Origin of the sequence: Kordia sp., from assembly GCF_965224175.1 — a bacterium.
GTDB lineage: Bacteria > Bacteroidota > Bacteroidia > Flavobacteriales > Flavobacteriaceae > Kordia.
Genome location: NZ_OZ245041.1, coordinates 3,219,279 through 3,244,017, shown reverse-complemented (window position 1 = coordinate 3,244,017; position 24,739 = coordinate 3,219,279). Strand labels below are relative to the sequence as shown.

The window sequence follows — 24,739 nt, the reverse complement described above, 5'->3', positions numbered from 1 at the left end:
TGGGCAAGCCTTAAAATTCTTAATGTATGTCCAAAGCTGAAGAAAACGATCTGCAATTACTCGTAAACTCATTAGCAAGCTCAGAGTATAAATCTTTCAAGAAAAAATTACAAACTTCCTCTAAAAAAAGTGATCGCATCAAACTAGATTTGTTACATGTTTTTTGGGAGAAAAAAACTGCTATTGAAAAGTTTCAAAAGAAATATAGTTTAGACGTTAAAAAGTATAATTTTTTAAAACATAAGCTCTTTCAAGGTATTATTAATTTCCTCAAAAGCCATTATAATATTTATTCTGAATTGGCATTGCAGCACAAACTTATTGAATTTGATATTTTGCTCAAAAGAGGTTTATTTATCAAAGCCAATCGAAAGCTTAAAAATATCAAAGAAATCGCCGCAGAAAAGTGCGATTTTAATACGTGCACCATGGTGCAAAGTAAGGCAATAGAGTATCGATTGTTTGAACACACAAAAAATAAAATTACGCTACAAGATGCAGCTATAGAACTGAAAGAATATCAAGAACTTTTAGAAAACTTAAATGCGTATCGATTATTATCAGACGAAGTGCTATTTCTTCATTATGGATTTTTAGATACACGTGTTGAAAATAGAGGTATTATACTAAAACATCTTGATAATGATTTACTCAAAGATAAGTCTAAAGCGCGCTCTGTATTATCTGTGTATTATTATTACCGAATAAAATCATTGGTATATATGGGCGATAATAATTATGAAGCTTGCAAAGAATATTCTTTAAAAGCATTTAATTACTTAAGTGCTAATCCTTCAGAACATAGAAATGATTATCTACACCAATTGCGAGCCATCAATAATTATTTAGACTCAAGTTTAAATAATTTGGAAGTAAAACCCTTTGAGGAAATGTTTCCAAAAATGCAAGCATTGGCAGAAACAAACTTTGGAAAAGTAGATGTGCTTACCGATTCTATAACATACCAGTTAATGTATAGTTTAAAGCTAAATTATTTGTGGCTTAAAAAAGATTATGAAGCTTTTTTAATAGAAAAAAATAGTATTGAAAATAATTATATCTTATTTGAAAACAGCTTACGTCCTAATTTAAAGTTAGAAATATTATTAGGCATGGCACGCATGCATTTTATAGCCGGAAATTATAAAGAAGCTAATAAGTTTTGTGTAGAAATTGCTGAAGAAAAAACCAATCCAACTTCTTTGTTCATGTCTTGTGGAAACCTTTTGCGCATCATGGTCAATTTTGAATTGGAAAACTATAGATTTATTCCACATTTAATTCGCACGAGTAAATATTTTTTAAAAAATAGAGGAAGATTATTCAAACTAGAGGAGCTTTTCCTAAAAGGAATATATAAGATGAAACCTTACGCATCCGATTTAGAACGCTTAGACATTCTAAAAGAACTTCAACACGATATAAAAGTTCAATTGCAACATACTTCCGATAATATTATTGATAAAAAAATTAGAATCTTAGATTGGATAACTGCTAAAATTGAGATGCTAGAAATGGAAGTAGTATAGAAGTAGAAAAAGCTGCTTCTGTAAAAGAAGCAGCCTTTTTTCAACTAAACTATTAATTAACTAGTATAATTAGTTTGGCTTAAAACCAATCTAAATAGTTGGAGCAATATCCAGCTTCATCTGTAAAGTCAATGTTACTATTTGGCTCAATATATATAGCATTCATCACAGCTTTTGGGAAATATTCAAAATCACTATTTCCATTACCATCAGAAAATTCATATAATGCTCCAAAATGACCTAAGCCAAGAGAATGTCCTTGTTCGTGAGTAATAACAGATGCTAAATCTATAGCATTGTTATTAGTAGGGTTTACCGCCCAATTGAAATTATTATTATACCAAATTTCGGTGTATGCAGAATCTAATTTTCCATCACCGTCAATGTCTGTAGGATTTCCGTCACCGTCTAACCATATAAAGTTTATTGCTACTGCAAGTGTTCGTGTGCTGGAAAATCCGTCAAGAGTGTCAAATACAAATCCTGGAAGCCACCCAACGGTGTTAATATCACTTACTGGTATTCCATTTTCGCCATTAAGGAATAAAATAGTACTATTAAACACACCATTATTTGGAACTCTAGCAATATTGATGTTTCCACAATCTAAACCTTGCCATCTTGCAAATGCATCGTCAGAAATAGCATCAGTAGGAATAGAACCATTAGCAAAGTTTGCAAATGTAAAGCTATTGTAAGTTACTACATTATCGCCACCATTTCTAGGATCATTTTGTACCCAATGGCGATCCAATGTCAAAACAAATTGCTCATCAATCAGTTCTACACTAGGAATTCCATAGTTCATTCCTTGAATAGAAGCAATAGCAATATTTTGCTTTCTCAATTTTGAGTTAATTGCCGCTAACTGATTACTTTTTACTCTAATTTCACCTTTATTCCCTTTTTTAGAAAGTGAATTTAATTTTGATTGTACTGCTTTTGCAACACTTCCATCATTAGGGACATCAAATTTTAAGGCAAATTTGTTTTTTGCATCAATACTTGTTTCGTTTAGTTCTGCGTCAGCATCTTTTTGACAGCTAAAAAACAACGCAACCGCTAAGGCTAATACTACTGATTTTGTTTTCATCTTTATCTTTAAATTATGTTATTGTGACGATAAAAGTAAGAGGCAAGTATTGTGTAAAAAAAATAAATTATAGCTTATAAATTTTAGTGAAATGTTTTTTTATATATAAAATTAAAAATCATAAATAACTGACAATTAAATGTTTATGAAAAATAAAATGATGAGTAAAGTTTATTGAAAATCACTTTTTTTGTTAAAATTTATAAAGAGATCGATGAAAAAAGAGTGGCTTACAAATAGATAAGGTTGTTTCTACACCAAAGAAACAACCTTATTCAAACAATTAACCGATCTCTAAAAATCAATGAAGAGCAAGTTGTGTTATCTTCAGTTTTAGTATAAAACTTTTTTTTAGATGTCTTAGTAAAAATAGGAGGCAAGTATCGAGTGAGAAAATAAAATTCAGCTTTTAAATTTCAGTAAAATATTTTGGCCTTTGATTTTAGTAGAAATATAAACAACTTAAAAACAGGTGTTTGTGTGAGATAAAATGCTAAATGAAATTTATAAGAAATGCTTTGTTTTCTTGTGATCAAAGTCCAAAATATTTTGAACGTTGACATAATTAAAATTACCAAATAGTAAAATACTAAGTTGGTTTTAAAAGCGTTTAGTTGAAATGAAAACAACCTTCCAACTTTTTATATTTTTTATAACCACAGCTCTTTTTTCTCAGAATTTAGTTCTAAATCCAAGTTTTGAAGACTGTTTGCACTGTGAACGAACAACAGGACAACTCAACAATACTATTATCAATTGGAGCACGCCAAATATTAGTACTACAGATTATTTTAATTATAAAACTCAAAAAAGCTACAATCATTACAACGGATATCAGAAACCAAGATCAGGCACTGCGCTTACAGGTATTTATGTGTATACAGACAGAAATTACAGAGAATATGTGCAAGGAACACTCAAAACAATACTCGAAAAAGGAAAAGAATATACGGTTACGTTTTATGTGAGTTTGGCTGAATTATCTACAAAAGCTACGACTGATATAGATATTTTATTTACGGAAGAAAAACTCAAAAAGTGTGTTCATGTGAAGCATTGTGAAAAACAAATCAAACCTAAAAAAGCAACTGACAAAAAGTTTGTAAAAGTAGAAATTGATCGTGAACGCTTTTACCGAGATAAACATAGTTGGACTCAAATATCATTTACTTATACAGCATCAGGATTTGAAAAATATTTTACGATCGGAAATTTTAACTCTAACCGAAAAACCAATTTGATAAAAATGCAGCGTGCGCAAGAATACGAATTTGCCTATTATTATATTGATGATATTTCTGTTTTTCCTTTAGAAGAAGAAATCATTCAAGAAGACAAAGAGGAAGAAATTGAAACAGTTGAAAAACCTATCAAAGAAGATGAGGTATATGTTTTTAAAAATGTACTTTTTGAATTTGACAAAGCTATTTTGGTTGAAACTTCTGTGAATGAGCTTGATGAACTGTACGCATATTTGAAAAAACGACCATTACTCACAATTGAAATCTATGGACATACTGACAATATTGGTACGGCAAGACGAAATAAAGAATTATCTTTACAGCGTGCTAAAGCAGTTTCATCATATTTAATTGATAAAGGACTAAATGTATCTAGAATTAAATGGTTTGGCTTTGGAAGTAGCAAACCGCTAGTTCCTAATGATACAGAAGCACAACGAAAGAAAAACAGACGTGTAGCATTTAAATTGAATTCTGACTAATTAATTCATGCAAAAACAAGATCCTTACGCAGCTTTACGATTCAAAGAATTCAACATCTTTTTATTGGTTCGATTTTTTTTAGTTTTTGCATGGTCTATGCAATTTATTGTGATTGAATGGGAAGTATATTCCATTACCAAAGATCCTTGGTCACTTGGTTTAATTGGCTTGATGGAAGTAATTCCAGCAGTTTCTATGGCGTTATTTGCAGGACATATTGTAGATCAACGTGAAAAACGAAATCTATTAGCAATTTGTATTGCCTTTTTCTCCTTAATTAGTTTTGGCTTATTTCTATTAACATCACCTGAGGTTACTGCTGAATGGTCTCAAAATTCTGTACTGTATAGCATTTATGCTTTGGTATTTTTTGGTGGTTTTTTACGTTCATTTTTTGGTCCAACCATCTTCTCATTAGTTGCCTTAATTGTTCCAAAAAAAATATATCCAAATGCAGCTACTTGGAGTAGTTCTACTTGGCAAACGGCCACTATTTTAGGACCAGCTTTTGCAGGATTTACCATTAATTGGATTGGCGTTCATTGGTCATTATGCATCATTTTTGCATTGGTTGTTTTGGCATTTATGATTCTTTTCTTTATCCCGAAAAAACCAATATTGAATCCAAAAATTGGCGAAAATGTTTGGAAAAGTTTAGGCGAAGGAATCAAATTTGTGTTCAATGAAAAAGCGGTTTTAGGAGCTTTAACCTTAGATATGATTGCGGTATTATTTGGTGGAGCAGTAGCGTTATTACCGGTATTTGCGCAAGATATTTTAAAAGTTGGTCCAGAAGGATTCGGAATGTTACGTGCAGCGCCAGCAGTTGGAGCCGTATTAACAATGTTGATTACGGCATATATTCCAATTAGTAAAAATGCTGGACTCAAATTGTTGGCAGCAATCTTTGGATTTGGACTTTGTATCATTGTCTTTGGATGGTCTACTATATTTTGGGTTTCGCTGTTGGCATTATTCTTTAGTGGTGTTTTTGATGGTGTTTCTATGGTCATTCGCCAAACCATATTACAGCTAAAAACACCTGATGAAATGCGCGGACGTGTAGCTTCTGTAAACTCTATGTTTGTAGGTTCTTCTAATGAATTAGGAGCGTTTGAAAGTGGTTTAACAGCAAAACTAATGGGAACCGTTACTGCAGTCGTTTTTGGTGGAACGATGACGTTAATTACAGTTGTAACAACAGGATTAATCTCTCCAACATTCAGAAAATTAGATTTAACCGAAGATATCGAAAAGCACCAAGAAGAATCTTAACATTAATTTATTTAGACTAATTATAAATAATTGTATATTTGATCCTTCAAATGGAAAAATCATGAGCGATATACGACGTATTTATCACAATGACATTGGAATTGCTTTTCAATGGAAGCAAGATTTGGCTAAAAATAGGCATGATAAATTTCAAGTCATTTTTAGAGATACAGGTTTTTATTTGACGCTTTCACAGATAGAAAACTTTGCTAAGTTTGTGAAACAAGCTGCTGCTCGTGATTGTTGTAAAGATTGTAAAGCGCAAAAAAATTGTCGTTCTATTTTATTAAAAACACCAGCTTCTACGGTAGATTTAGCAGTTTCTGAAAAGGAATTGCGATCTATTTCTGATTTGATGGAAGGAACATTGTTTCAAATAAAACTAGATGGTTATTTAAAAGATATTTGTAGTAACTAGCGCGCCAGACTTTTTTGATACGTCATTACAAGGAAGAGTGCCGAAGTAATCTGTAACTCAAGAAACAGATTGCCACATGTTTTTTCAAAACGCTCGCAAAGACGCTTCATTAGAATTTATTCAATAAATTTAATTAGACATATACAAGATACCTAAAATCTAACAGCTAAAAGTCTAAGAATCTAATTCATATTTCTTCAAAGAAAGTGTTTTTCCGTCAAATTCTCCGTATGTGTAATACTGAATCCAATCGCCTAAGTTTGTGTAACGACTTTTTTCGTTAAGATCAATTTCCATAGGTAAATGACGATGTCCAAAGACAAAATAATCGTAGTGTTTGGTTTCTAATTTACGTTTAGCATATTGTACCAACCACTCGTTATCTTCTCCTAAAAATTTTGCATCATCATCACCAGAAATCAATTTGTTTTTTACAGATAAATATTGTGCAATTCGCACTCCAATATCAGGATGCAACCAGCGAAAAAACCACTGAAATACTTTGTTAGTAAACACTTTTTTCATGCGTTTATAACCTTTGTCTCCAGGACCTAATCCATCTCCGTGACCAATAAAAAAAGTGGTTTTATTAAAAGTAAATTCTTTAGGTTTGTGATATACAGGAATGTTGAGTTCTTTCTCAAAATAGTCATTCATCCATAAATCATGATTCCCCACAAAGAAATAAATAGGAATACCTTTGTCGCGCAATTCTGCCAATTTTCCTAGCGTACGCACAAATCCTTTGGGAACAACGGTTTTATATTCAAACCAAAAATCGAACAAATCCCCTAAAAGAAAAATTGCTGCTGCGTCATGCTCAATTTCGTTGAGCCAAGCTACAAATTTCTTCTCTCTAGGAAGACTGGCTTCTGCTGTTGGCGCGCCTAAATGATTGTCTGAAGAGAAGTATATTTTTTTTCCTTCGGGAATGTTCATGTTGTAAATATAGTAATTCTAGTGTTCGTTATCACTGGCAAACCATTCTGCGCATGACGAATCGGTTTCTTGCAAGCGTAATGAAAATAATTGGATTTCTTTTGGAAGTCTTTTTTTGATTTTTGCAGCAAAATCGATCACCATGTTTTCACTTGTTGGCTGATAATCTGCCAAAATCACATTGTGACCTTCTTCACGCATATTCGTTGCCAAGTTGATATGTGGCGTATTTTTATTAAAAACAATTGCGTGGTCAAATACATCAACAACTTCTTCTTTTACGATTTTTTTCAGATCGCTAAAGTCAATTACCATTCCCCATTTTACATTGTTATTGTCTGTAATAGGCGTTCCAATCACGGTTACAGAAAGTTTATAACTGTGTCCGTGTACGTTTTTACATTTCCCGTCATAGCCGTATAAAGCATGACCAGTTTCAAAATTAAATTGCTTTGTAATGCGAATTTTGCTCATTTTCATTCTCAATTAATGCGCAAAGATAGTTTTTTATTGGATTGGTTGTTTGCTAAAGTTGCTTTTAGCGTTTAGGTGTTTTGTTTTTGATGTGGTTACTTTTCAAAATAAACTTCAGGAATTTGTTCTTTTACGTTTTTAAACAGAAAGTCAGCATTATCTCCACAAGATTCTTCAAGAGATAGAAAATATGGAATGGATAGGTTTTCAATATTTCTGTATGGAAGAGTTTCTCTCACAATAGCTTTTTGTTCTTTATTCAATTGCTTGTGTACTGTATTGTATTTTTGTTTTGAGATAAAACTATATTCCTGATGATATGAATTTTTGATTATTTCATTGAATTGGATGTAATCTTTGAAATTAGAGTTTGAATCAAACATTGTAATTAATTGAGTATTATTAGTTATGAGTGAATGTACTTTTTTTGCAAAGATTTTTGAATCATATTTTTTCTTTCCGATGTAAAATTCATTATTAATAAGAAATAAACAAGATATTTTTTTTAGTTTAAACTGTTTTAAAAAGTTATCGTTATATATGTAGGTATGATTTGTTAAAACAATATTTTCTCCTACTTGTTTTTCAACTGTCATATTATGAATAGGTGTAATTATATGTCTGCTAAGCTTGTATTTGTGTACAATTTTATTGTTACTAACACTAAACTTAATGTCATTAACAGGATAAAAAACAATGGCATTTATTTTAATCATTTCATGAAATAAAGGCTCCAAATCCCCCATTTTTGAATTACTATCGCAGATTAACATAATTCTTTTCAATCCATGATGTGATATTTCATTATAATGAGAAAAGAAAAAATCAATAAGCTCTTCTGGTTTAGCATATCTATCATTTAATTGAAGTTTAAATTCGTTTGATTTAGGAACTTTTCCGAATTTTATATAGATCAATTCTGTTTCTGGATTTGGTGTGTAAGAATTAAAGTTTTCGAGTTTAGGAAGCTTAATATTTATTAAAGGATTCTTTGTATATTTTTTATATGTTATATTATCAAACATCAGAGAATCTTCGGATATTGAAGTTTTAAATGTGTGATTTAAAAAGGTAAGACTGTTATTTTTAATAGAAACTGGATATGTATTCCATAGAGTTTCATCATTACTGATGCTAATACTATTTGAATCTATTTTTATACAATATGGCGTATCTGCATAATTATTTCCTAGAGTCCAAGTTCCATAATACTGTTCTTTTTTTGAACATGAAAATAATAGAATAATTATGGTGAAACTTAAGATGATTTTTTTCATTGGAATAGGTTTGACTTCCATAAAAGCATCAAATTTTGTGCCTTGTTTATGTAAAAATTATGAAAGCTGCATCACATTTCAACTACGTTCAATGTTCGTATGAAAAATTGTAAAGAAATAGGTTGCCACGTCATACTTTCTCGCAAAGACGTATCCAACATATCTAATAACATAAAGTGAAAGTCTAAAAGCAAAGCGATCTAATAGGCGAAGCCGATCTATAAGCGTTAGCGATCTAAGCGCAAAGCGTCTCTAAAAATCTACTTTTTAAATTTCGCCAATGCATTTTTTGTAAAGTCAGATAAGACTAAAGTTCCAGAGAGTTCTGCACGTTCGGCTAAAAGTTGATCCCAATGATCTGTATCTTCCCATAATATTTTTTTCATACCAGCCAACGCATCCGGATTGTAAGAAGCGAGTTTTTGTGCAAATAATTCTACTTCTTTGTCTAGTTCTGTCTGCGTTTCAAAGACTTTGGCAAACAGCCCTTTTTCTTTTGCCCAATAAGCAGTTTTCCATTCGCTTGGAGCTAAACTTAACTCTGAAAATCCTGCTTTTCCAATTCGGTTTTGAACTGCAGGAGCAATTACAAATGGACCAATTCCAATGGTTAATTCTGAGAGTTTTATAGATGCAGCTTCTGTTGCGAAGACATAATCACAAGCAGAAATCAGTCCAACGCCACCACCAACAGCTTTTCCTTGTACGCGACCAATAATCAATTTTCCACAGGTTCGCATCGCATTAATTACATTAGCAAAACCACTAAAGAAGGTTTTTCCGTCTTCTAAATTGTCAATAGCGACCAATTCATCAAAGGAAGCACCAGCACAAAAAGCACGATTGCCTTCACTTTTTAAAATAATGATATGTACAGCATCGTTTTGAGCTAGTTTATTCAATTCGTTGGTTAAACGATCTAACAATTCGCCTGGAAATGAATTGCTTGCAGGATGTCCAAATTCTAGCGTTGCAATATTATTTTGAATGTTGGTGTATAAACTTCCGTTACTGCGTGTCGTAGTCATGATTTAATGATTTTGTATTGCAAAAATAGAAAGATATTTTTAGTAGTGAGAATTCAGATATTAGTATTGAGATATTTTCAAGAATGACTCAGTATTTCATATTTAGTGTAAAAAGATAAGAATCGAAATTATTTCAAAGTAGATTCTGTAATAAATGCGGAATGACAAACCGAGAAAAGAGTCAAGAATCAGGACTTTTTCAAATATCATTTTTGCTAAGCTAGAAATCTATGAATGTTCTAGAGAAGATCTCGATACAGTTTTTCTCCGTTTCTCTTCGAAAAATCACTCGATCAGACGATTAGTTTAATAGAGTAATTTTGAAAATGTATGTGGAAATTCGTGATAAAAAGAGCGCGCAATAATTTAAAACTTACCATTCAGCATCTAACATAAAAAAAGAAACCTATTGTTTAATTTTCGGAACAAATTCTTTTCTGAATAAGTAAATCAGTGGGAAACCGCGAGCAGAAATCCATAGTGTAAAGGCAATCCAAACAGCATAAAGTTTTAAGTCGAACTGATCTAAAATAAAAATAGTGGGTACAAATACGGCAAAAGTAGAAACGAGTAATATGTTTCTAAGTGTTGCCATTTTTCCTAATCCTTTAAACATTCCATCAAAGATAAAAGCAATAGCACAAATAGGTTGCATTGCAAGAATTATCCAAAAAACAGCATAGAATTCATGTAAAACCGCTTGTTCTTTTGTGAAAATTTGCCCGATAGGTTGGTATAAGATTCCGCCAACAATACACATGAAAACGCCAACAATAATGGCATATTTGATGAGTCGGCTACTGAGTTTTACCAATTCTTCATAGTTTTCTTCACCATAGAGCTTTCCGGCTAAGATGTTTCCTGCACTAGAATATCCATCTATCATGAATGCTCCAAATAGCCAAATATTTAGTAAAACGGTATACGCAGCACTATATTCAGCTCCGTATGCAGCGGCAAATGATGTTCCGAAGTATAAAGCTACATTTAGGGCAATGGTTCGTATTACTAAGTTTAGAATCATCATTGCCATTTTGGGTAATTCTTTGTGAAGTGGTAATTGTATGCGTAGCGGAATTTGTGTTTTTTTCAATAAAAAGATAACAGAAAGCAATGCCATGAATAGTTGTGAGATTAAACTAGCATATGCAGCACCCTCAACATGCATGGCAGGAATGATTCCTTCAATTCCATATACCAAAGCAAAATCTAAAGCAACATTGAGCAATGCACCAATAATCGCAATAACCATAGGAATAAAGGTGTTTTGCAAGCCTCTAAAAATTCCGAAGATGGCAAATGTGAGTAATGTAAATGGCAAGCCAAAAATTCGAATTCGATAATACGAACTACTGTATTCTAATATGATGTCTTTAGCATTGTAAACGCTTAAGATATATTCGGCAAATGGATAGGTAACTAAAATTAATACAAAACTGATTGCTAAAATGATTCCGATAGCTTGCGCTGGCAACGTTTTGATTTCATCGAGTTTGTTAGCGCCTAAGTATTGTGAAACCAATGCGGAAATTGCGCTTCTAGTTTGTCCAAAAACCCAAACCAGCATCGAAATAAATGCACCTGCAATTCCTACAGCAGCCAATGCTTCGGTAGCATCAATTTTTACATTTCCAACAACTGCGGTATCTGTAATTGATAATAGTGGTTCGGCTATTCCGGCAATGAGTGCTGGAATGGCTAGTTTATTGACAAGTGATGTGGTAACTTTTGTTTTCAAAGGATTTTTTCGTAACAGTAAAATGGATATACACTTTGTTTGGGAAAGTATATATTCTCTAGGCGTTTGTAACCGCGAAGTTCGTAAAACTTTTGGTTTCTAGTGTTCTTACTAAACGTGTCTAATCTTATAGAGCTATAACTATTTTCTATTGCGTAGTTTTCTGCAAATTGCATTAAAAATTGTGCATATCCTTTTCCTTGTGTTTCTGGGTGAATTGCCAAGCGATGAATGTATATATTTGTATCATCTGGCGTAAGCCATTGAACCGTTTTATATTCTTCATCCATTAAGGTAGAAACGACAATACAACCTACAATTTTAGTGTTTTCGAGTAATACGTAGAGTTCGTTTCGAGCAATATCATGAGCAAAAGCAGCGCTGTTTGGATAGTTTTCATTCCATTGAAAAATTCCTTTCTGAATCATATGTTTTGCACATGCTTTGGTAATTTGTAATAAGGCATCAATGTCTTGAGAAGTTGCTTTGCGAATGTGTAAACTCATAACTTTTGTAGGATGGTTTATTCGTTTTAAAGATATTTTAAAATTTTGAAAAACGACCTTTGAATTAAAAAATGATTATTTTTGCAGAAATTTGAAATAATGAAACGCTTTCTAACAGTTCGTTTTGGTGAATTTCATTTGATCAAATTCAATGTATAAAAATAAAGAAATGAAAAATATATTAGTTCCTATAGGAGAATCTACAAACGCAACAAATACGTTGCAATATGCAATTGATTTTGCAAAAGCAATAAATGCAAAAGTCTTTGTATTTAGAGCTTTTAAAGTGCTTTCTAAAGCAGGAACAATTTTAAATGTTGATGAAATTGTAGGTCGCGAAACGGCAAGCAATGTGAAAGAAGTTGTAGAAAGTGTAGATTTGAAAGATGTTGATGTTTCTGTGATTTCTGCAAAAGGAAACGTGATTGATAGTATTAATTCTATCAATAAAGAGTTAGGTATCGATTTAATCATTCTTGGACCTAGAAGTAACTCTATTAAAGAAGAAATGTTTTTAGGAAACACTTCAGGAAGTATTGTGAAGCAAACTGATATTTCAGTATTGGTTGTTCCTGAAGGTTATGCGTTTAAACCTGTCAAGAAAGTATTAACAGCGATTAAATCGGGAGTAATAAAGCGCAAAGAAGTATTGGCTCCTTTGGAAACAATTTTAGAAGTTTTTGGTGCTAAAATGCGTTTGCTACAAGTAAAAACGCCAAACTTTTTAGAAGAAGATTTAGAATTCCATTCAGAGTTGGCAGCGATTACGTCTGCTTATAAGAGTTCTGAAAATGCCACTTTATTTCAAGGTGTTTTAGAACATTTAAACGAAAACAATCCAGATATGATTTGCGTATTTAGACGTAAAAGAGGATTTTTTAAGAAACTTTGGGAACAGAATTCTGTAAAGAAAGTAGATTTTGAAAGCCGTTTACCTTTGCTAGTATTGAAAGGTACAGAATAATAAGATGCACAAACAAAGATAATTACAAAGGCATTCAAGTTAATTGAATGTCTTTTTTTGTATTTTTAAGTATAAACCAAAAATTTTTAAATCATGAAAAAAAGAACGCTTAAAAGTTTACACTTAAACAAAAAAGTAATTAGTGCTTTTACAACTGAGACAGTAAAAGGACAATTGAGAAGAGGCTCAGATAATCCTGATTGTAGTGGCGATACTGCACTTATATATTCATGTCATGAAAAATGTAATGCGCCAGGAGAACAATAATGAAATGAAAGCGAACTTCGGTTCGCTTTTTTTGTACCCGTATTTTAAGTAATTACGTTTTTACTTGATAATTCAGATTTGAATGTTCCGACGCTTACTCCTAAGTAGTTGACTTTTTAATGAACTGAATTGTTGTATTTGCAGCTATTGCCAAATCTTTTGGTAATTCTGTTTTATTCCACGGATGACGTGCGCTAAATACATGATCGGCATTTTCAATAAGATGAAGCTTACTGTTTGGATTCCATTGATGTAATTTTTGAGCTTCTTCTACAGGAACGGCAGGATCTGTAGTTCCGTGAATGATTAAATGCGGAATTTGTAGCTTTTTTGTGGCTCTTTGAATGTCTAAACGTTCTGCATTTGCTTGAAAATCTTCGAAAAACTGATAAAAATGTGGCATTTCTTGCTTTGTTCTTCCATTGATCACATGATACACACCTGAGTTTTTCCAGTTTAGGAAAGCTTCTTCTTTTGGGAATCGTGATGCATAATCGCAAACACCAGCCCAAGAAATTACAGTAGAAACTTCTGAAGCTTCTGCCGCTTTTATAGTTACTATTCCGCCACCGCGTGAATGACCAATTAAAGAAATTTTTTGTGTATTTACTTCCGCAGAAAACGCAAAGTTATTGTTGGTAATATAATCTAGTACATATTGTAAATCGTTTAGTTCTCTGGTGTAGTTGTTTTCGCCGAATGCTTGTAAATCTGGGAAGTCAATAGGTTGTTCCATGGTTCCGCCGTTATGTGAAAAATTAAATTTTACAAAAAAACAATCGGCCTTAGCAAAAGCTTCTGCAACCAAATCCCAAGCGCCCCAATCTTTGAAACCTTTGTAGCCATGACAAAAAATTACAATAGGCTTTCGCTGATTGTTCTTTTTAAAAAAGTAATCAATTAGTATGTTTTTATCATTTTTTCGCGTTAAAACGTTGTTTTTGAACTTCTGAATCATGTTTAGACTTCTTTTTCTGTGAATGGAACTTTCATATTGCAAATTTCAAGAATTAGTTGTTTTAATTCGACCAAAAAATCATCTAAAGTCTCGGAAGTTATGAGTTGATTTTTGTTGCGACTTCTCGCTGAATCTTTGGTTCCAAATTTTAAAAATCCGCTTTGTAAATTTTTAAACGAAATAATTCCTCCTTCAGTTTCTTGTTGAAATGCTTGCTTTTGATAAATCATATAGGCATAGGCTAGTACTTGAAAGCTTTTGCTGAATTTGTAATCTTGCGTAAGCAAATCCCAATCGACAATTTCTACATCACCTTGAGATACTTTTCCTGTTTTGTAATCAATAATGCGCATCACGCCATCGAGTTCATCAACACGATCTACTTTTCCGCCAATATATACTGGAAAATCAAGCTCAGGAATTTCTACTTTGGCTTGTAATGTCTGCTCTATTTGTAGAATTCGCAAGGTTTTTCCACTTTTTAGCGTTTGTAATTCTTGTTGTAAAAAATTGGTCACATAACGTTTGGCAACATTAAAAATGATGAGGTTTTTTCCACGATGAATATTTCCTTCGCCATAGGTTTTTTTGAAGTTTTCCACGACAAGTTTTTCTACAGCTCCAAACATGGTTTTGATGTCTTTTGTCGTAATTATTTTTCCTTCAAAAGGTTTGTAAAGTAACTCTAAAGTGTCGTGAACAACAGTTCCGAGCGTGTTGGCTGCTACAGTTTCTTCTACAGCTTCATATTCGTTGATGCCGAGAATTTTTTGATAATAAAAATCTATAGGATTCCGAATGTAGGAAGTCAATGCAGAAGGAGAAAATCCTTTATTAGCAATATCTTTGATACGCTTTTGCATGGAAGTTTCTTTTTGTACAACTTGCATTTGATGCTCAATTTTTGGTACTTTAGGAATCACCACATGCTGTGAAACAGTATGATTTGGCATCGTATAAGTTTGCAATTGCATTAAGAAACGACTTTTTTCTCCACCATTTAATCCGTCTGCTTCGGTATTGTATAATATATATACATTTTCTGCTCTGTGTAATAAGCGGTAGAAGTGATAGGTATAAATAGCGTCTTTTTCTTTGTATGTCGGTAGATTGAATTGTTTTTTAAGATCAAAAGGTATAAACGAATTATTGCTTTTTCCTGAAGGCAAAATTCCTTCATTTACCGAAGAAAGAATCACGGTTTTAAAATCGAGCACACGTGTTTCTAGCATTCCCATTAACTGCAAACCTTGTAATGGCTCACCTTTAAAATCGAGTGTTTCAGTGCTAATAATTTCTTTATATAAAGCGAGTAATGACTTTATATCTGTGATGTAATTATGTTGTTTGGTTAAGTGTTGTAATTGATTGAATACTTCATTGAAACGATATAAATATTCTAATGCTAACAAGTGTTTTTCGCGATCTTCAATCAACTTTGTTTTTAAACGGCGAATGAGTGTAACACAATTTTGAATGGCAAGTTTTGGTTTATCGTTCCAATATGTAAAGAGCATTTGGGCAATATCTTGCAAATTTTTTGGAAATCGTTCTACAATCAATTCTGTACTTACATAAATAATGTTATTCGTTTGAATGTACTGAATAATATCTGCTGCTAAGTTTTTATCTTCTTGCTGAAATAATGGTCGCAAGTTTGTATCCGACAATACATTGATTATGTTTTTATAGTAAAATGTATTGTTTCTATGATGTTCTTGTAATAAATATAAGTTGTTAAATGTTGTGGCTAATGGAATGTCTTTTAACGGAAATCCCATTGTAATATTTAATTTTTCTACTGCAGAAGGCAATGAGTTCAAGCAAGGAATTAAGAGTTGTTCGTCTCCTAAAACTACAGCAACATCTTGCAAGGTTTCATCTTTTTGTTGTAAGTCTTGAAGAATTTCGCCAATGTGTTTTGCTTGTGTTACATTTTTGGGAACACCAATGATTTCTATATTCTTTTCGCTTGAAAAATTATCAGCAATCCATGAAAAAGAACTGTCTTTAAAATAATTCCATTCGTAACGATGACGACGTAAAAATAGACTTGCGTCATGTTCTGGATCATCAAAAAATACTTGATCAGTATCCCATAAAATTTCTGCCAACCCTACTTCTAGAAATTCCTGAATAATTTTTTCTTCGGCAGTATTTAAAGCGTTGAACCCAATAAAATAATGTTTTTTATTTTCGTTTTTTTGTAGATAAAATTCTAAGCTATCAACTGCTTCACGATATACCAATCCCTGGTAAGCAATTCCTTTTTGTGTAATTTTTTCAGTTAAAGCATCATAATACTCTTGAAGTTTATTCCAGAAAGTTAGATAGTTTTTCACTAAAGTTGTTGGTTCTTTTTCTAAAGACCAGTGATTAATTTCTTGAATAGCTCCTAAATAATTGAAAATATCTTTCTGTGAAATGAGATAGCGATCAATTTCATTAAAATCTTGTAATAATATCTGCGCCCATTTTGAAAAGCTATCAAAAGGTTCTTGCGCATCTTTTGGTGTGAGTTCTTTGTATACGGTATAAAACTCAAAAAGTAATTCAGTATTACTTACAGAAGTATATCCAGAAATTTGCTCTACCAATTCTTCTATGCTAAGAATATCGGGAGCAAAAGATGTTTGTTTGATTTGTTGAGAGAGTTCGTTTTTTAAGAAGACGCCTGCTCTTTTGCTAGGCAATACCAAGGTAAGGTTACTAATGTTGGTATTATTTTCTAAAATGTAGTGAACAACATGAGAAAGGAATGACTTCATGCTGTAAAAATAAAAAAACGCCTCGATATTTCGAGGCGTTTCTTATGAAGTTATTTTGAGTATATACTCTGAATTACTTGATTAAAGTAATTTCTACTCTTCTGTTTTGTGCTCTACCAGCTCTATTCTTGTTAGTAGCGATTGGTTGAGACTCTCCGTATCCTGTAGCTGTGAATGAGTTACTTACTTTACTTTCTAAGTATTTCTTAACTGCATTAGCTCTCTTTTCAGATAATTTTTGGTTTAAAGAGTTAGAACCTACACTGTCAGTATGACCACCGATAGCAAATTTCTCAGTTGGGAAACCTTCGATTAACTTAGCGATTTTGTCTAAGATAGCATAAGTTTCAGCTTTGAAAGAATCTTTTCCTGAGTTAAAGTATACAGTTCTAGCTAACTCTCCTAATTCACGGATTTCAACTTCTGTCATTTTAGCGATTGGAGGACATCCATCGTTTTCAGCAACACCAGCAACTTCTGGACATCTGTCATCTTTGTCTAATACTCCGTCACCGTCTTTGTCAGTCCATGGGCATCCTTTGTTTGCAGATGGTCCAGCTTCGTTAGGACAGTTATCTTTAGCGTCAGTGATTCCATCAGAATCAGCATCAGGACATCCGTTCATAGCAGCAGTACCTGCAACATTTGGACAGTCATCTTTGTTGTCAGCGATTCCATCACCATCAGTATCAGGACATCCGTTTAATGCAGCTAAACCTGCAGTATCAGGACAGTCATCTTTACTATCTTCGATTCCGTCACCGTCAGTATCAGGACATCCGTTGAATTCTGGTAATCCTTTTACATCTGGACAAGCGTCATCTTTGTCATAAATTCCATCTTCGTCAGTATCTTTTCCACCAAACTTGATAGCAATACCTGCCATGTGTTGGAAGTGAGGAGCTAAATAGTCCTCGAAAGAGTGCTTATAAGTAGTTTGTAAGTTGAATGCAATGTTGTCAGTGAACCAGTAGTTAAGACCTAAACCTACGTTTACAGTACCAGCTCCGATATCATCAACCCATGTGTAACCTCCACCAACTTCAGCATAAGGATCAAATTTACCCATGTTGTAAAGTTCGTTGATGTTGTACTTGATAAGTGCGTCGAATCCGTAGTAAGATAAATCTTCTACTTTAGAATCTCCGTACTTTTCGATTCTGTTAACAGAACCTCTAACTCCTACAGAAAATCCGTCTCCAACATATTTAGAAACACTAATTGAAGAAAGAGTTGGTAGGATGTTATAGTGGTCTCCTACATTGAAGTATTCGTCAAACCACTTTCCTGTAATACCAGCTGCTTCCATATCATTTGTTGGGTAGAAGTCAACGGCATTAACGGCAACATTAATTTGCCAAGGGTTATTTTCGTCTTGAGCTTTTACGTTGCTGAATCCTACTACAAGCAACAAAGCAACTAAAAATCTGCTAAGATGTTTCATGTTTTAATTATTTAATTTTAAGTGTTAATTAAAGGACAAATGTAAGTTGTTAATACTTATTAACAAAGACAAATATATTAATTTTTTTAGAATCCTTTAAGAAATATGTGTATTTAAGCTTTTAAATTACGTTTAATTCTTTTCCAATCTCTGTAAACGCAGCAATAGCCTTGTCTAGATGTTCTTTACTATGTGCAGCAGATAATTGTACTCGTATTCTAGCTTTTCCTTTTGGAACTACCGGATAGAAGAATCCAATTACGTAAATACCCTTTTCTAATAGCTTATCTGCCATTACTTGCGACAGTTTTGCATCATATAACATTACTGGTACAATGGCTGAATCTCCGTCAACAATATCGAAACCTGCATCTTTGATTCCTTTTTTGAAATACGCCGTATTGTCTGCTAGCTTATCACGAAGTGTTGTATCGCTTTCTAACATTTCAAATACTTTGATTGAAGCTCCTACAATAGCAGGTGCTAACGAATTAGAAAATAAATAAGGTCTTGATCGTTGGCGCAATATTTCAATGATTTCTTTTTTTCCAGTGGTATATCCGCCCATAGCGCCACCCATAGCTTTTCCTAGCGTTCCTGTAATGATGTCAATTTTACCCATTACATTTTTCTCTTCTAAGGTTCCGCGTCCAGTTTCTCCAATAAAACCAGTGGCATGACATTCATCAATCATAATCATAGCGTCATATTTTTCAGCTAAGGTTACAATTTCATCTAGTGGCGCCACCAATCCGTCCATAGAGAAAACACCATCGGTAACAATGATTTTAAATCGAGCTCCATCTGTATTGGCTTGTTGCAATTGTTTTTCTAAATCGGCCATGTCATTGTTTTGATAACGATAACGCGCCGCTTTACATAAACGAACACCATCAATAATAGAGGCATGATTTAGCGAATCAGATATAATTGCATCTTCTTTCGTAAGTAATGGTTCAAAAACACCACCATTAGCATCAAAAGCAGCAGCATATAAAATGGTATCTTCTGTACCATAATACTCTGCTATTTTTTGTTCTAGCTTTTTGTGAATATCTTGCGTTCCACATATAAAACGTACCGACGACATTCCAAATCCGTGCGTGTCCATCGTATCTTTTGCTGCCTGAATTACGTCAGGATGCGATGATAAACCTAAGTAGTTATTCGCACAAAAATTGATAACGGTTTCGCCTGTGTTTATAGTAATTTCTGCGCCTTGAGCTGAAGTAATGACACGTTCTTTTTTGTAAAGTCCTGCATCTTTAATTTCTTCAAGTTCTTTTTGTAAGTGTTGTTGTATACTTCCGTACATGGTTGTTTAATTTTGAACAAAAATAGTTACGATTTTTGAGTTATACATATTTTATAATTATTTCTTCATTGATGTATAGCAAGATTTTTTGCGTGACGTTGAATCCCATCTCTTCCAAAGTATCTGCATACTCATAAATTTTTTCTACATAAAAAGGATCATGCATTCCTGTTTTGTAGTCTATGATGATGGTTTCTTGTTTTGGATTGACTACTATTCTATCGGGACGTAGAATTTTTCCTGATGTAGAAATGATGTCTTTTTCGTTGTAAATGGTATTGTCTTGATGAAAATATGTTGTGATTTCAGGATGATTTACAACACGATTGATACTTTCTGCTAGTTTTTCTCGCTGTTGTTCATCGATGATTCCTTTGCTAATGTATTCATCTAATGTAAATTCAATGTCTGATGGATATTTTATTTGTGCTAAGACATCGTGAATTAGATTTCCTTTTTCAATGGCTTCTTCCTGTGAAGTATCCCACAATAAACCTTGCTTTGTCATTAAGTGCAAGTTGTGATCTTCTTTGGCAGTACTAATAAATTCTTCTTGTTTTATGGTGTGAATGTCTTCTGTTTTTTCCGCTTTCGCGAGATTTTCCTCAGAATCCCCAAATGTATAGGTTGAAAGTTCATCATTCCAGTGTTCTAAATGTTTTAAATAGTTGATGAACAAACCAGAAAATGTTTGCAAACGTTCGTTGCCTTTGCGGTCTATATCTTTTTTGGTAATGACATGAAGCTGTTGTACAGGACGTGTAAATGCTACGTATAGAATGTTGAAATTATCCAATTCTAATTGTGATTGTCGTTCTTGATATAAGGTTTCGCCCAATTCGCCATATTCTTGAATGGAACTGTTTAGGTTTAAATAGGCTTCTTCAAAACCATTAAAATCTTCTGCATTAATTGGATACCAGAGTTTTGGTTCGAGTTCTTTATAAATATCAGTATTGGCAAACGGAAAGATAACTACGGGAAATTCTAAACCTTTCGATTTGTGAATGGTCATAATTTGCACAGCATTTTCCGAACCAGAAGCTATGATGCTTAAATGGTTTTTTTTCTTTTCCCAATGTTCTAGGAAACCTGCAAAACCAAGTTGCTTTTTTTGAGTGTACTCTAAGACGAAATCTAGAAAGAACTGAATGTATGCATCTGATTTTTCTGTTAGTGAAAATGCACGCACACAATATTCAACCGCTTCATACAACGATAATTGCAAGAAATAAGTGAAGTCAAAATCAAAGTTTTTCAAAGCTTCAAATAATTCTTCTGGTTCAAGCGTAACATGTGTTTTTAGAAAATCGTGTGTATTGGAAATGGAAAGTTTTTCAGTAGCTAAATAATTTAGCAAATGAAGTTTAATTTCATTGTTTTTAGGTTGAATTGTCAAACGTAGGATATCATTGATAAATTGTACTTCGCGTGAACGTTTGATCAATAATGTTTCTGATGAAATGATTGGAATTTCGTGTGATGACAGGATATCGGCAATTGCAATTCCTTCACTTTTTCTGCGTGTAAGTACGCAAATGTCTCTGTATGTAAATCCTTTTTGAAGTGTTTCTTGAATTTTTCCAATTACTTTTTCTGGAATAATTTCAAACTCTTCTTCAACGGTTTTAGTTTCCACAAAATCAAAAGAAATCAAACCACCTTTTTTATCATTTGTTTCTTGAAAACTTCCGTTTTTATAGATATTAGCAAATTGTTCTTGATGAAAAAACTGCGCAATATGCTGAAAGAAACCATTATTAAAGTTGATGATTTCGTCATAACTGCGGTAGTTTTTCGGTAAATTTCTTGGATCTTTTTCAACAAAAAATGGATTTGCACCGTTTATATCATTTAAACCAATAAACTGTTCTGCTTTTCCGCCACGCCAACGATAAATAGATTGTTTGGCATCACCTACAATGGTCAATGAACCGCTTTTGTTGCTTAAAGTTTCCGTTTGTAGTTTGTTTGAAATCAGTGGAATTAAATTTTCCCATTGCATCACAGACGTATCTTGAAACTCATCAATAAAATAATGTTTGTATTTTTCGCCCAAACGCTCATAAATAAAAGGCGCAGGTTCATCTTTAATAGTTTCGCTAATTAAGGTGTTGAATTCTGAAATTAGCAATAAATTTTGTTCTTCCTTTATGGTTTCTAATTCATGTTGAATAGCATTTAATACAGAAAGAGGCGTTGCATTTTTATAAAAATTCTTTAAAAAGCTAAGTTCGTATACATTTTCTTTACAACTGTGATATACTTCTGTTAGTTGTGGTAATAAAGCATCAATAGTTGCAGCTTTTGAAGCGTCAAGTGTTTTTTTATACACATTTCCATTCTCTAAACTTTCAGCAAGTTTATTTCCATACAGGCTTTTTTCATTAAAGTCTTTATCAGCAATTTTTTTGAAATGATTCGGAAGTGTTTTGCGCAGAAAATCATCGAATTCTAGTCCAGAATTTTGAATCAGTTCTAAAACCGTTTGTCCAACTTTGGCAAGTTCTTCGGAAGTAGTCTTGATTTTTGATTTTAATAAGTCTTTCAACTGGCTAAAATCTTCGAGTGTTTTATCTTTCAGCTTCCGCAGATGTGGCTTTTCGTTTTCATTTAGTAACAACTTTGCAATTTTGTTTAAATCAAATGAAATATCCCAACTTTTATCGTCATCTGCTTTTTCAAGTGCATATTCAATTAAAACATCTGAAATAAGTTTGTCTTCACCAGCTTTGGAAATCAATTGATCTACGGCTTCATTTAGCAAAGCATCTGTGTCTAATTCTACTTCAAAGTTCAATGGGAGTTTTAAATCATAAGCAAAAGTTCTAATAACACTATGCGTAAACTTATCAATAGTTGCGACTTCAAAGAAAGCGTAATTGTGCAAGATACTTTTCAGTACTTCTTTAGCTTTTTGTTGCAATTGCGCCGGATGTAGCTTTAAATCTTTTGTTAATTCTAAAAACATTGATGAATTTTTACTTTCTTCATCAAAAGCAAATAGATTTAAATTTTGAATGATTCTAGCTTTCATTTCAGCGACAGCCTTATTGGTAAAAGTAACCGCCAAAATTTGTTTGTACGTGTCTTTTTGAACAGATTTTAAAAGTATGCGCAAATAATCTTTCACAAGCGTATACGTTTTTCCTGAACCAGCAGAAGCATTGTAAATAATAAAAGGTGTAGACACAGAAGGTTTTTTAAGCTACAACAAAGATAGTTTAAAATATAAAGTAGCTGAAAACAAAAAATCCAGCTTCATGATAAAGCTGGATTTAGTATCAATTACTATTGATGTAATCTCTTAACATACGTATCCTGGGCAAGAAATTCCGCCTGATGGATTACAGTCATTTGTTCCGCAGTTATTTGTTCCACAGTTATTCGTAGGACAATTTACAGAGCAGTTTGCAAATGTATAATCGTTACAGTCAGTGTAGTTAGTACATTCTACAGTAAGACCACAGCCGTCTATGCACGTCTCTGCTACTGACAAGTCAATAGGTCCGCAAAAATTTCTACGACTTCCAAATCCGCCTTTAACTCCGTCGCCACTAAAATTGGATACTTGTGTTTTGTTGAATTGTAACTTCTTAATTAAATTCTTTTTTTTCATGATTAAAAATTTATGGTTAAACAATAATTAAAATGTAGAGAGTTTCAAGTGGTTAATTCTCAACTCTTTCTATAAAGAAACGAAAAGTATTTCAAAAAAGTACGATTCGTTTTGTAGTATTTTTTAATCTTAATAAGTAGTCTATGTTTTTAAGACTGAGTCGAATTATAGAAAAAACCTCTTAAGGATAAATGGTACATTAGTAAAGAATACTACTGTTGTGTGCTAAAAGATATACTGTTTGGATTTGCACAAAATATGAGTTGACTTTCTTTTTCAATAGATTAACTTTATGAAAAGATTATTAGAATCTTTTTAGCCTGTTTTATTATGTCCGTTTATATGATTAAATTTGTAAGTGTAAAAACTAATGTTTAACTAAAAAAAACAGACATAATGGCTTTTGAATTACCAAAACTATCATACGCATACGATGCCTTAGAACCAAATATTGATGCTAGAACGATGGAAATCCACCATTCAAAACATCATAACGGATATACAAACAAATTAAATGCAGCTATTGAAGGAACAGATTTAGAAGGGAAATCTATTGAAGATATCTTAACGAATTTAGACATGAGTAATGCTGGAGTTCGTAACAATGGAGGAGGATTTTACAATCACAGCTTATTTTGGGAAGTGATGAATCCTGAAGATAGAGGATACCTTTCTGGAGAATTAAAAGATGCTATTGAAGCTGAATTTGGTTCTAAAGATGCATTTATCGAAGCATTTAGTAAAGCCGCAGCAACTCAGTTTGGTTCAGGTTGGGCTTGGCTTTGTGTTCACAAAGGAGGAAAAGTTGAAGTATGCTCTACACCAAATCAAGATAATCCATTAATGCCAGGAGTAACTTGCGGAGGAACACCAATTTTAGGATTAGACGTATGGGAACATGCATATTACTTAAACTACCAAAACAGACGTCCAGATTATATCAATGCATTTTTTAATGTAATTAACTGGAATGAAGTTGAAAGACGTTATGCAGAAGCGAAATAAGTAATAATTTCCTTTGAAATATATATGAAAGACGAGCAGCAATGTTCGTCTTTTTTGTTTCAGTATTTTGTTTTGGGTCTTTGGTCTTGGGAGTCAAGAATCAAGATCCAGAATGTTTTGTATAAAATTTGGTCGAAGAATCGTTTGAGTGAGCAGTCTAACAGCTAACAAAGCTAGCGGTCTAAAAGCGAAGCGGTCTTAACATCTAAAAGCGTCAGCGATCTAAAGCAAAGCGAGTAAAAATAAAAAAAGGTGGAATAAACCACCTTTTTTTGCCCCAAATCTTACCATGAACTTAACCTACTTATGCTATGGCATTGCTAATGTAAGTAGAGTCGTTAAATCTCACCTAATAAATCAGACAAAATGCCTTTTTTTTAGACTAAGTGCCTATTTTA

20 protein-coding genes are annotated in these 24,739 nt (G+C 32.8%); 7 read left to right on the top strand and 13 right to left on the bottom strand.

What is annotated here, in order from left to right; translation table 11 throughout:
- Positions 1–26 precede the first annotated feature (26 nt).
- A complete protein-coding gene (locus ACOQOS_RS14050) occupies positions 27–1,529 on the top strand; it encodes a hypothetical protein (protein ID WP_420571097.1) in 1,503 nt (500 codons plus the stop codon).
- A 79-nt stretch (positions 1,530–1,608) separates the two neighbouring features.
- Here ACOQOS_RS14050 and ACOQOS_RS14045 read toward each other — a convergent pair whose 3' ends face one another.
- Positions 1,609–2,622, bottom strand: a complete 1,014-nt coding sequence (locus tag ACOQOS_RS14045; RefSeq protein WP_420571096.1) for a matrixin family metalloprotease — start codon at positions 2,620–2,622, stop codon at positions 1,609–1,611.
- Between the two features lie 619 nt (positions 2,623–3,241).
- Here ACOQOS_RS14045 and ACOQOS_RS14040 point away from each other — a divergent pair.
- From ACOQOS_RS14040 to ACOQOS_RS14030, 3 genes are all read left to right on the top strand, one after another.
- Positions 3,242–4,345, top strand: a complete 1,104-nt coding sequence (locus ACOQOS_RS14040) for an OmpA family protein (RefSeq protein ID WP_420571095.1) — start codon at positions 3,242–3,244, stop codon at positions 4,343–4,345.
- A 7-nt stretch (positions 4,346–4,352) separates the two neighbouring features.
- Positions 4,353–5,621, top strand: coding sequence for an MFS transporter (locus ACOQOS_RS14035; protein ID WP_420571094.1), 1,269 nt, complete (start codon positions 4,353–4,355; stop codon positions 5,619–5,621).
- A gap of 61 nt (positions 5,622–5,682) precedes the next feature.
- Complete coding sequence (locus ACOQOS_RS14030) at positions 5,683–6,039, top strand: hypothetical protein (RefSeq protein ID WP_420571093.1); 357 nt, start codon at positions 5,683–5,685, stop codon at positions 6,037–6,039.
- A gap of 174 nt (positions 6,040–6,213) precedes the next feature.
- Here the strand turns inward: ACOQOS_RS14030 and ACOQOS_RS14025 are convergent, their stop codons facing one another.
- The 6 genes from ACOQOS_RS14025 to ACOQOS_RS14000 form a co-directional block, all read right to left on the bottom strand.
- Positions 6,214–6,978, bottom strand: coding sequence for a UDP-2,3-diacylglucosamine diphosphatase (locus ACOQOS_RS14025; RefSeq protein ID WP_420571092.1), 765 nt, complete (start codon positions 6,976–6,978; stop codon positions 6,214–6,216).
- A gap of 18 nt (positions 6,979–6,996) precedes the next feature.
- Complete coding sequence (locus ACOQOS_RS14020) at positions 6,997–7,452, bottom strand: 6-pyruvoyl trahydropterin synthase family protein (RefSeq protein ID WP_420571091.1); 456 nt, start codon at positions 7,450–7,452, stop codon at positions 6,997–6,999.
- Between the two features lie 95 nt (positions 7,453–7,547).
- Complete coding sequence (locus ACOQOS_RS14015) at positions 7,548–8,729, bottom strand: hypothetical protein (protein ID WP_420571090.1); 1,182 nt, start codon at positions 8,727–8,729, stop codon at positions 7,548–7,550.
- A 260-nt stretch (positions 8,730–8,989) separates the two neighbouring features.
- Positions 8,990–9,757: an enoyl-CoA hydratase/isomerase family protein gene (locus ACOQOS_RS14010; protein ID WP_420571089.1), complete on the bottom strand. Its 768-nt coding sequence runs from the start codon at positions 9,755–9,757 to the stop codon at positions 8,990–8,992.
- 406 nt (positions 9,758–10,163) lie between these two features.
- Entirely contained in the window at positions 10,164–11,495 is a 1,332-nt protein-coding gene (locus ACOQOS_RS14005) for an MATE family efflux transporter (RefSeq protein WP_420571088.1), read from the bottom strand.
- Positions 11,492–12,001: a GNAT family N-acetyltransferase gene (locus ACOQOS_RS14000; RefSeq protein WP_420571087.1), complete on the bottom strand. Its 510-nt coding sequence runs from the start codon at positions 11,999–12,001 to the stop codon at positions 11,492–11,494. Before ACOQOS_RS14000 ends, ACOQOS_RS14005 begins: the two co-directional genes overlap by 4 nt.
- A gap of 169 nt (positions 12,002–12,170) precedes the next feature.
- Here ACOQOS_RS14000 and ACOQOS_RS13995 point away from each other — a divergent pair, with 169 nt between their 5' ends.
- Both ACOQOS_RS13995 and ACOQOS_RS13990 read left to right on the top strand, forming a co-directional pair.
- Complete coding sequence (locus tag ACOQOS_RS13995) at positions 12,171–12,965, top strand: universal stress protein (RefSeq protein ID WP_420571086.1); 795 nt, start codon at positions 12,171–12,173, stop codon at positions 12,963–12,965.
- Positions 12,966–13,058: 93 nt separating this feature from the next.
- A complete protein-coding gene (locus ACOQOS_RS13990) occupies positions 13,059–13,232 on the top strand; it encodes a hypothetical protein (protein WP_420571085.1) in 174 nt (57 codons plus the stop codon).
- Between the two features lie 100 nt (positions 13,233–13,332).
- Here the strand turns inward: ACOQOS_RS13990 and ACOQOS_RS13985 are convergent, their stop codons facing one another.
- The 6 genes from ACOQOS_RS13985 to ACOQOS_RS13960 form a co-directional block, all read right to left on the bottom strand.
- Entirely contained in the window at positions 13,333–14,190 is an 858-nt protein-coding gene (locus tag ACOQOS_RS13985; protein ID WP_420571084.1) for an alpha/beta hydrolase family protein, read from the bottom strand.
- Positions 14,191–14,192: 2 nt separating this feature from the next.
- Positions 14,193–16,958 carry a PD-(D/E)XK nuclease family protein gene (locus ACOQOS_RS13980; RefSeq protein ID WP_420571083.1) on the bottom strand — a complete coding sequence of 922 codons (2,766 nt, stop codon included), beginning with the start codon at positions 16,956–16,958 and terminating at the stop codon, positions 14,193–14,195.
- Positions 16,959–17,031: 73 nt separating this feature from the next.
- Positions 17,032–18,402 carry an OmpA family protein gene (locus ACOQOS_RS13975; protein WP_420571082.1) on the bottom strand — a complete coding sequence of 457 codons (1,371 nt, stop codon included), beginning with the start codon at positions 18,400–18,402 and terminating at the stop codon, positions 17,032–17,034.
- Between the two features lie 121 nt (positions 18,403–18,523).
- Positions 18,524–19,717: a glycine C-acetyltransferase gene (gene kbl, locus ACOQOS_RS13970; RefSeq protein WP_420571081.1), complete on the bottom strand. Its 1,194-nt coding sequence runs from the start codon at positions 19,715–19,717 to the stop codon at positions 18,524–18,526.
- 40 nt (positions 19,718–19,757) lie between these two features.
- Positions 19,758–22,910: a UvrD-helicase domain-containing protein gene (locus tag ACOQOS_RS13965; protein ID WP_420571080.1), complete on the bottom strand. Its 3,153-nt coding sequence runs from the start codon at positions 22,908–22,910 to the stop codon at positions 19,758–19,760.
- 114 nt (positions 22,911–23,024) lie between these two features.
- Entirely contained in the window at positions 23,025–23,336 is a 312-nt protein-coding gene (locus tag ACOQOS_RS13960) for a hypothetical protein (protein WP_420571079.1), read from the bottom strand.
- Between the two features lie 396 nt (positions 23,337–23,732).
- On the opposite strand from ACOQOS_RS13960, the gene ACOQOS_RS13955 reads away from it, so the two are divergent.
- Positions 23,733–24,341, top strand: coding sequence for a superoxide dismutase (locus ACOQOS_RS13955; RefSeq protein ID WP_420571078.1), 609 nt, complete (start codon positions 23,733–23,735; stop codon positions 24,339–24,341).
- Positions 24,342–24,739: the final 398 nt, after the last annotated feature.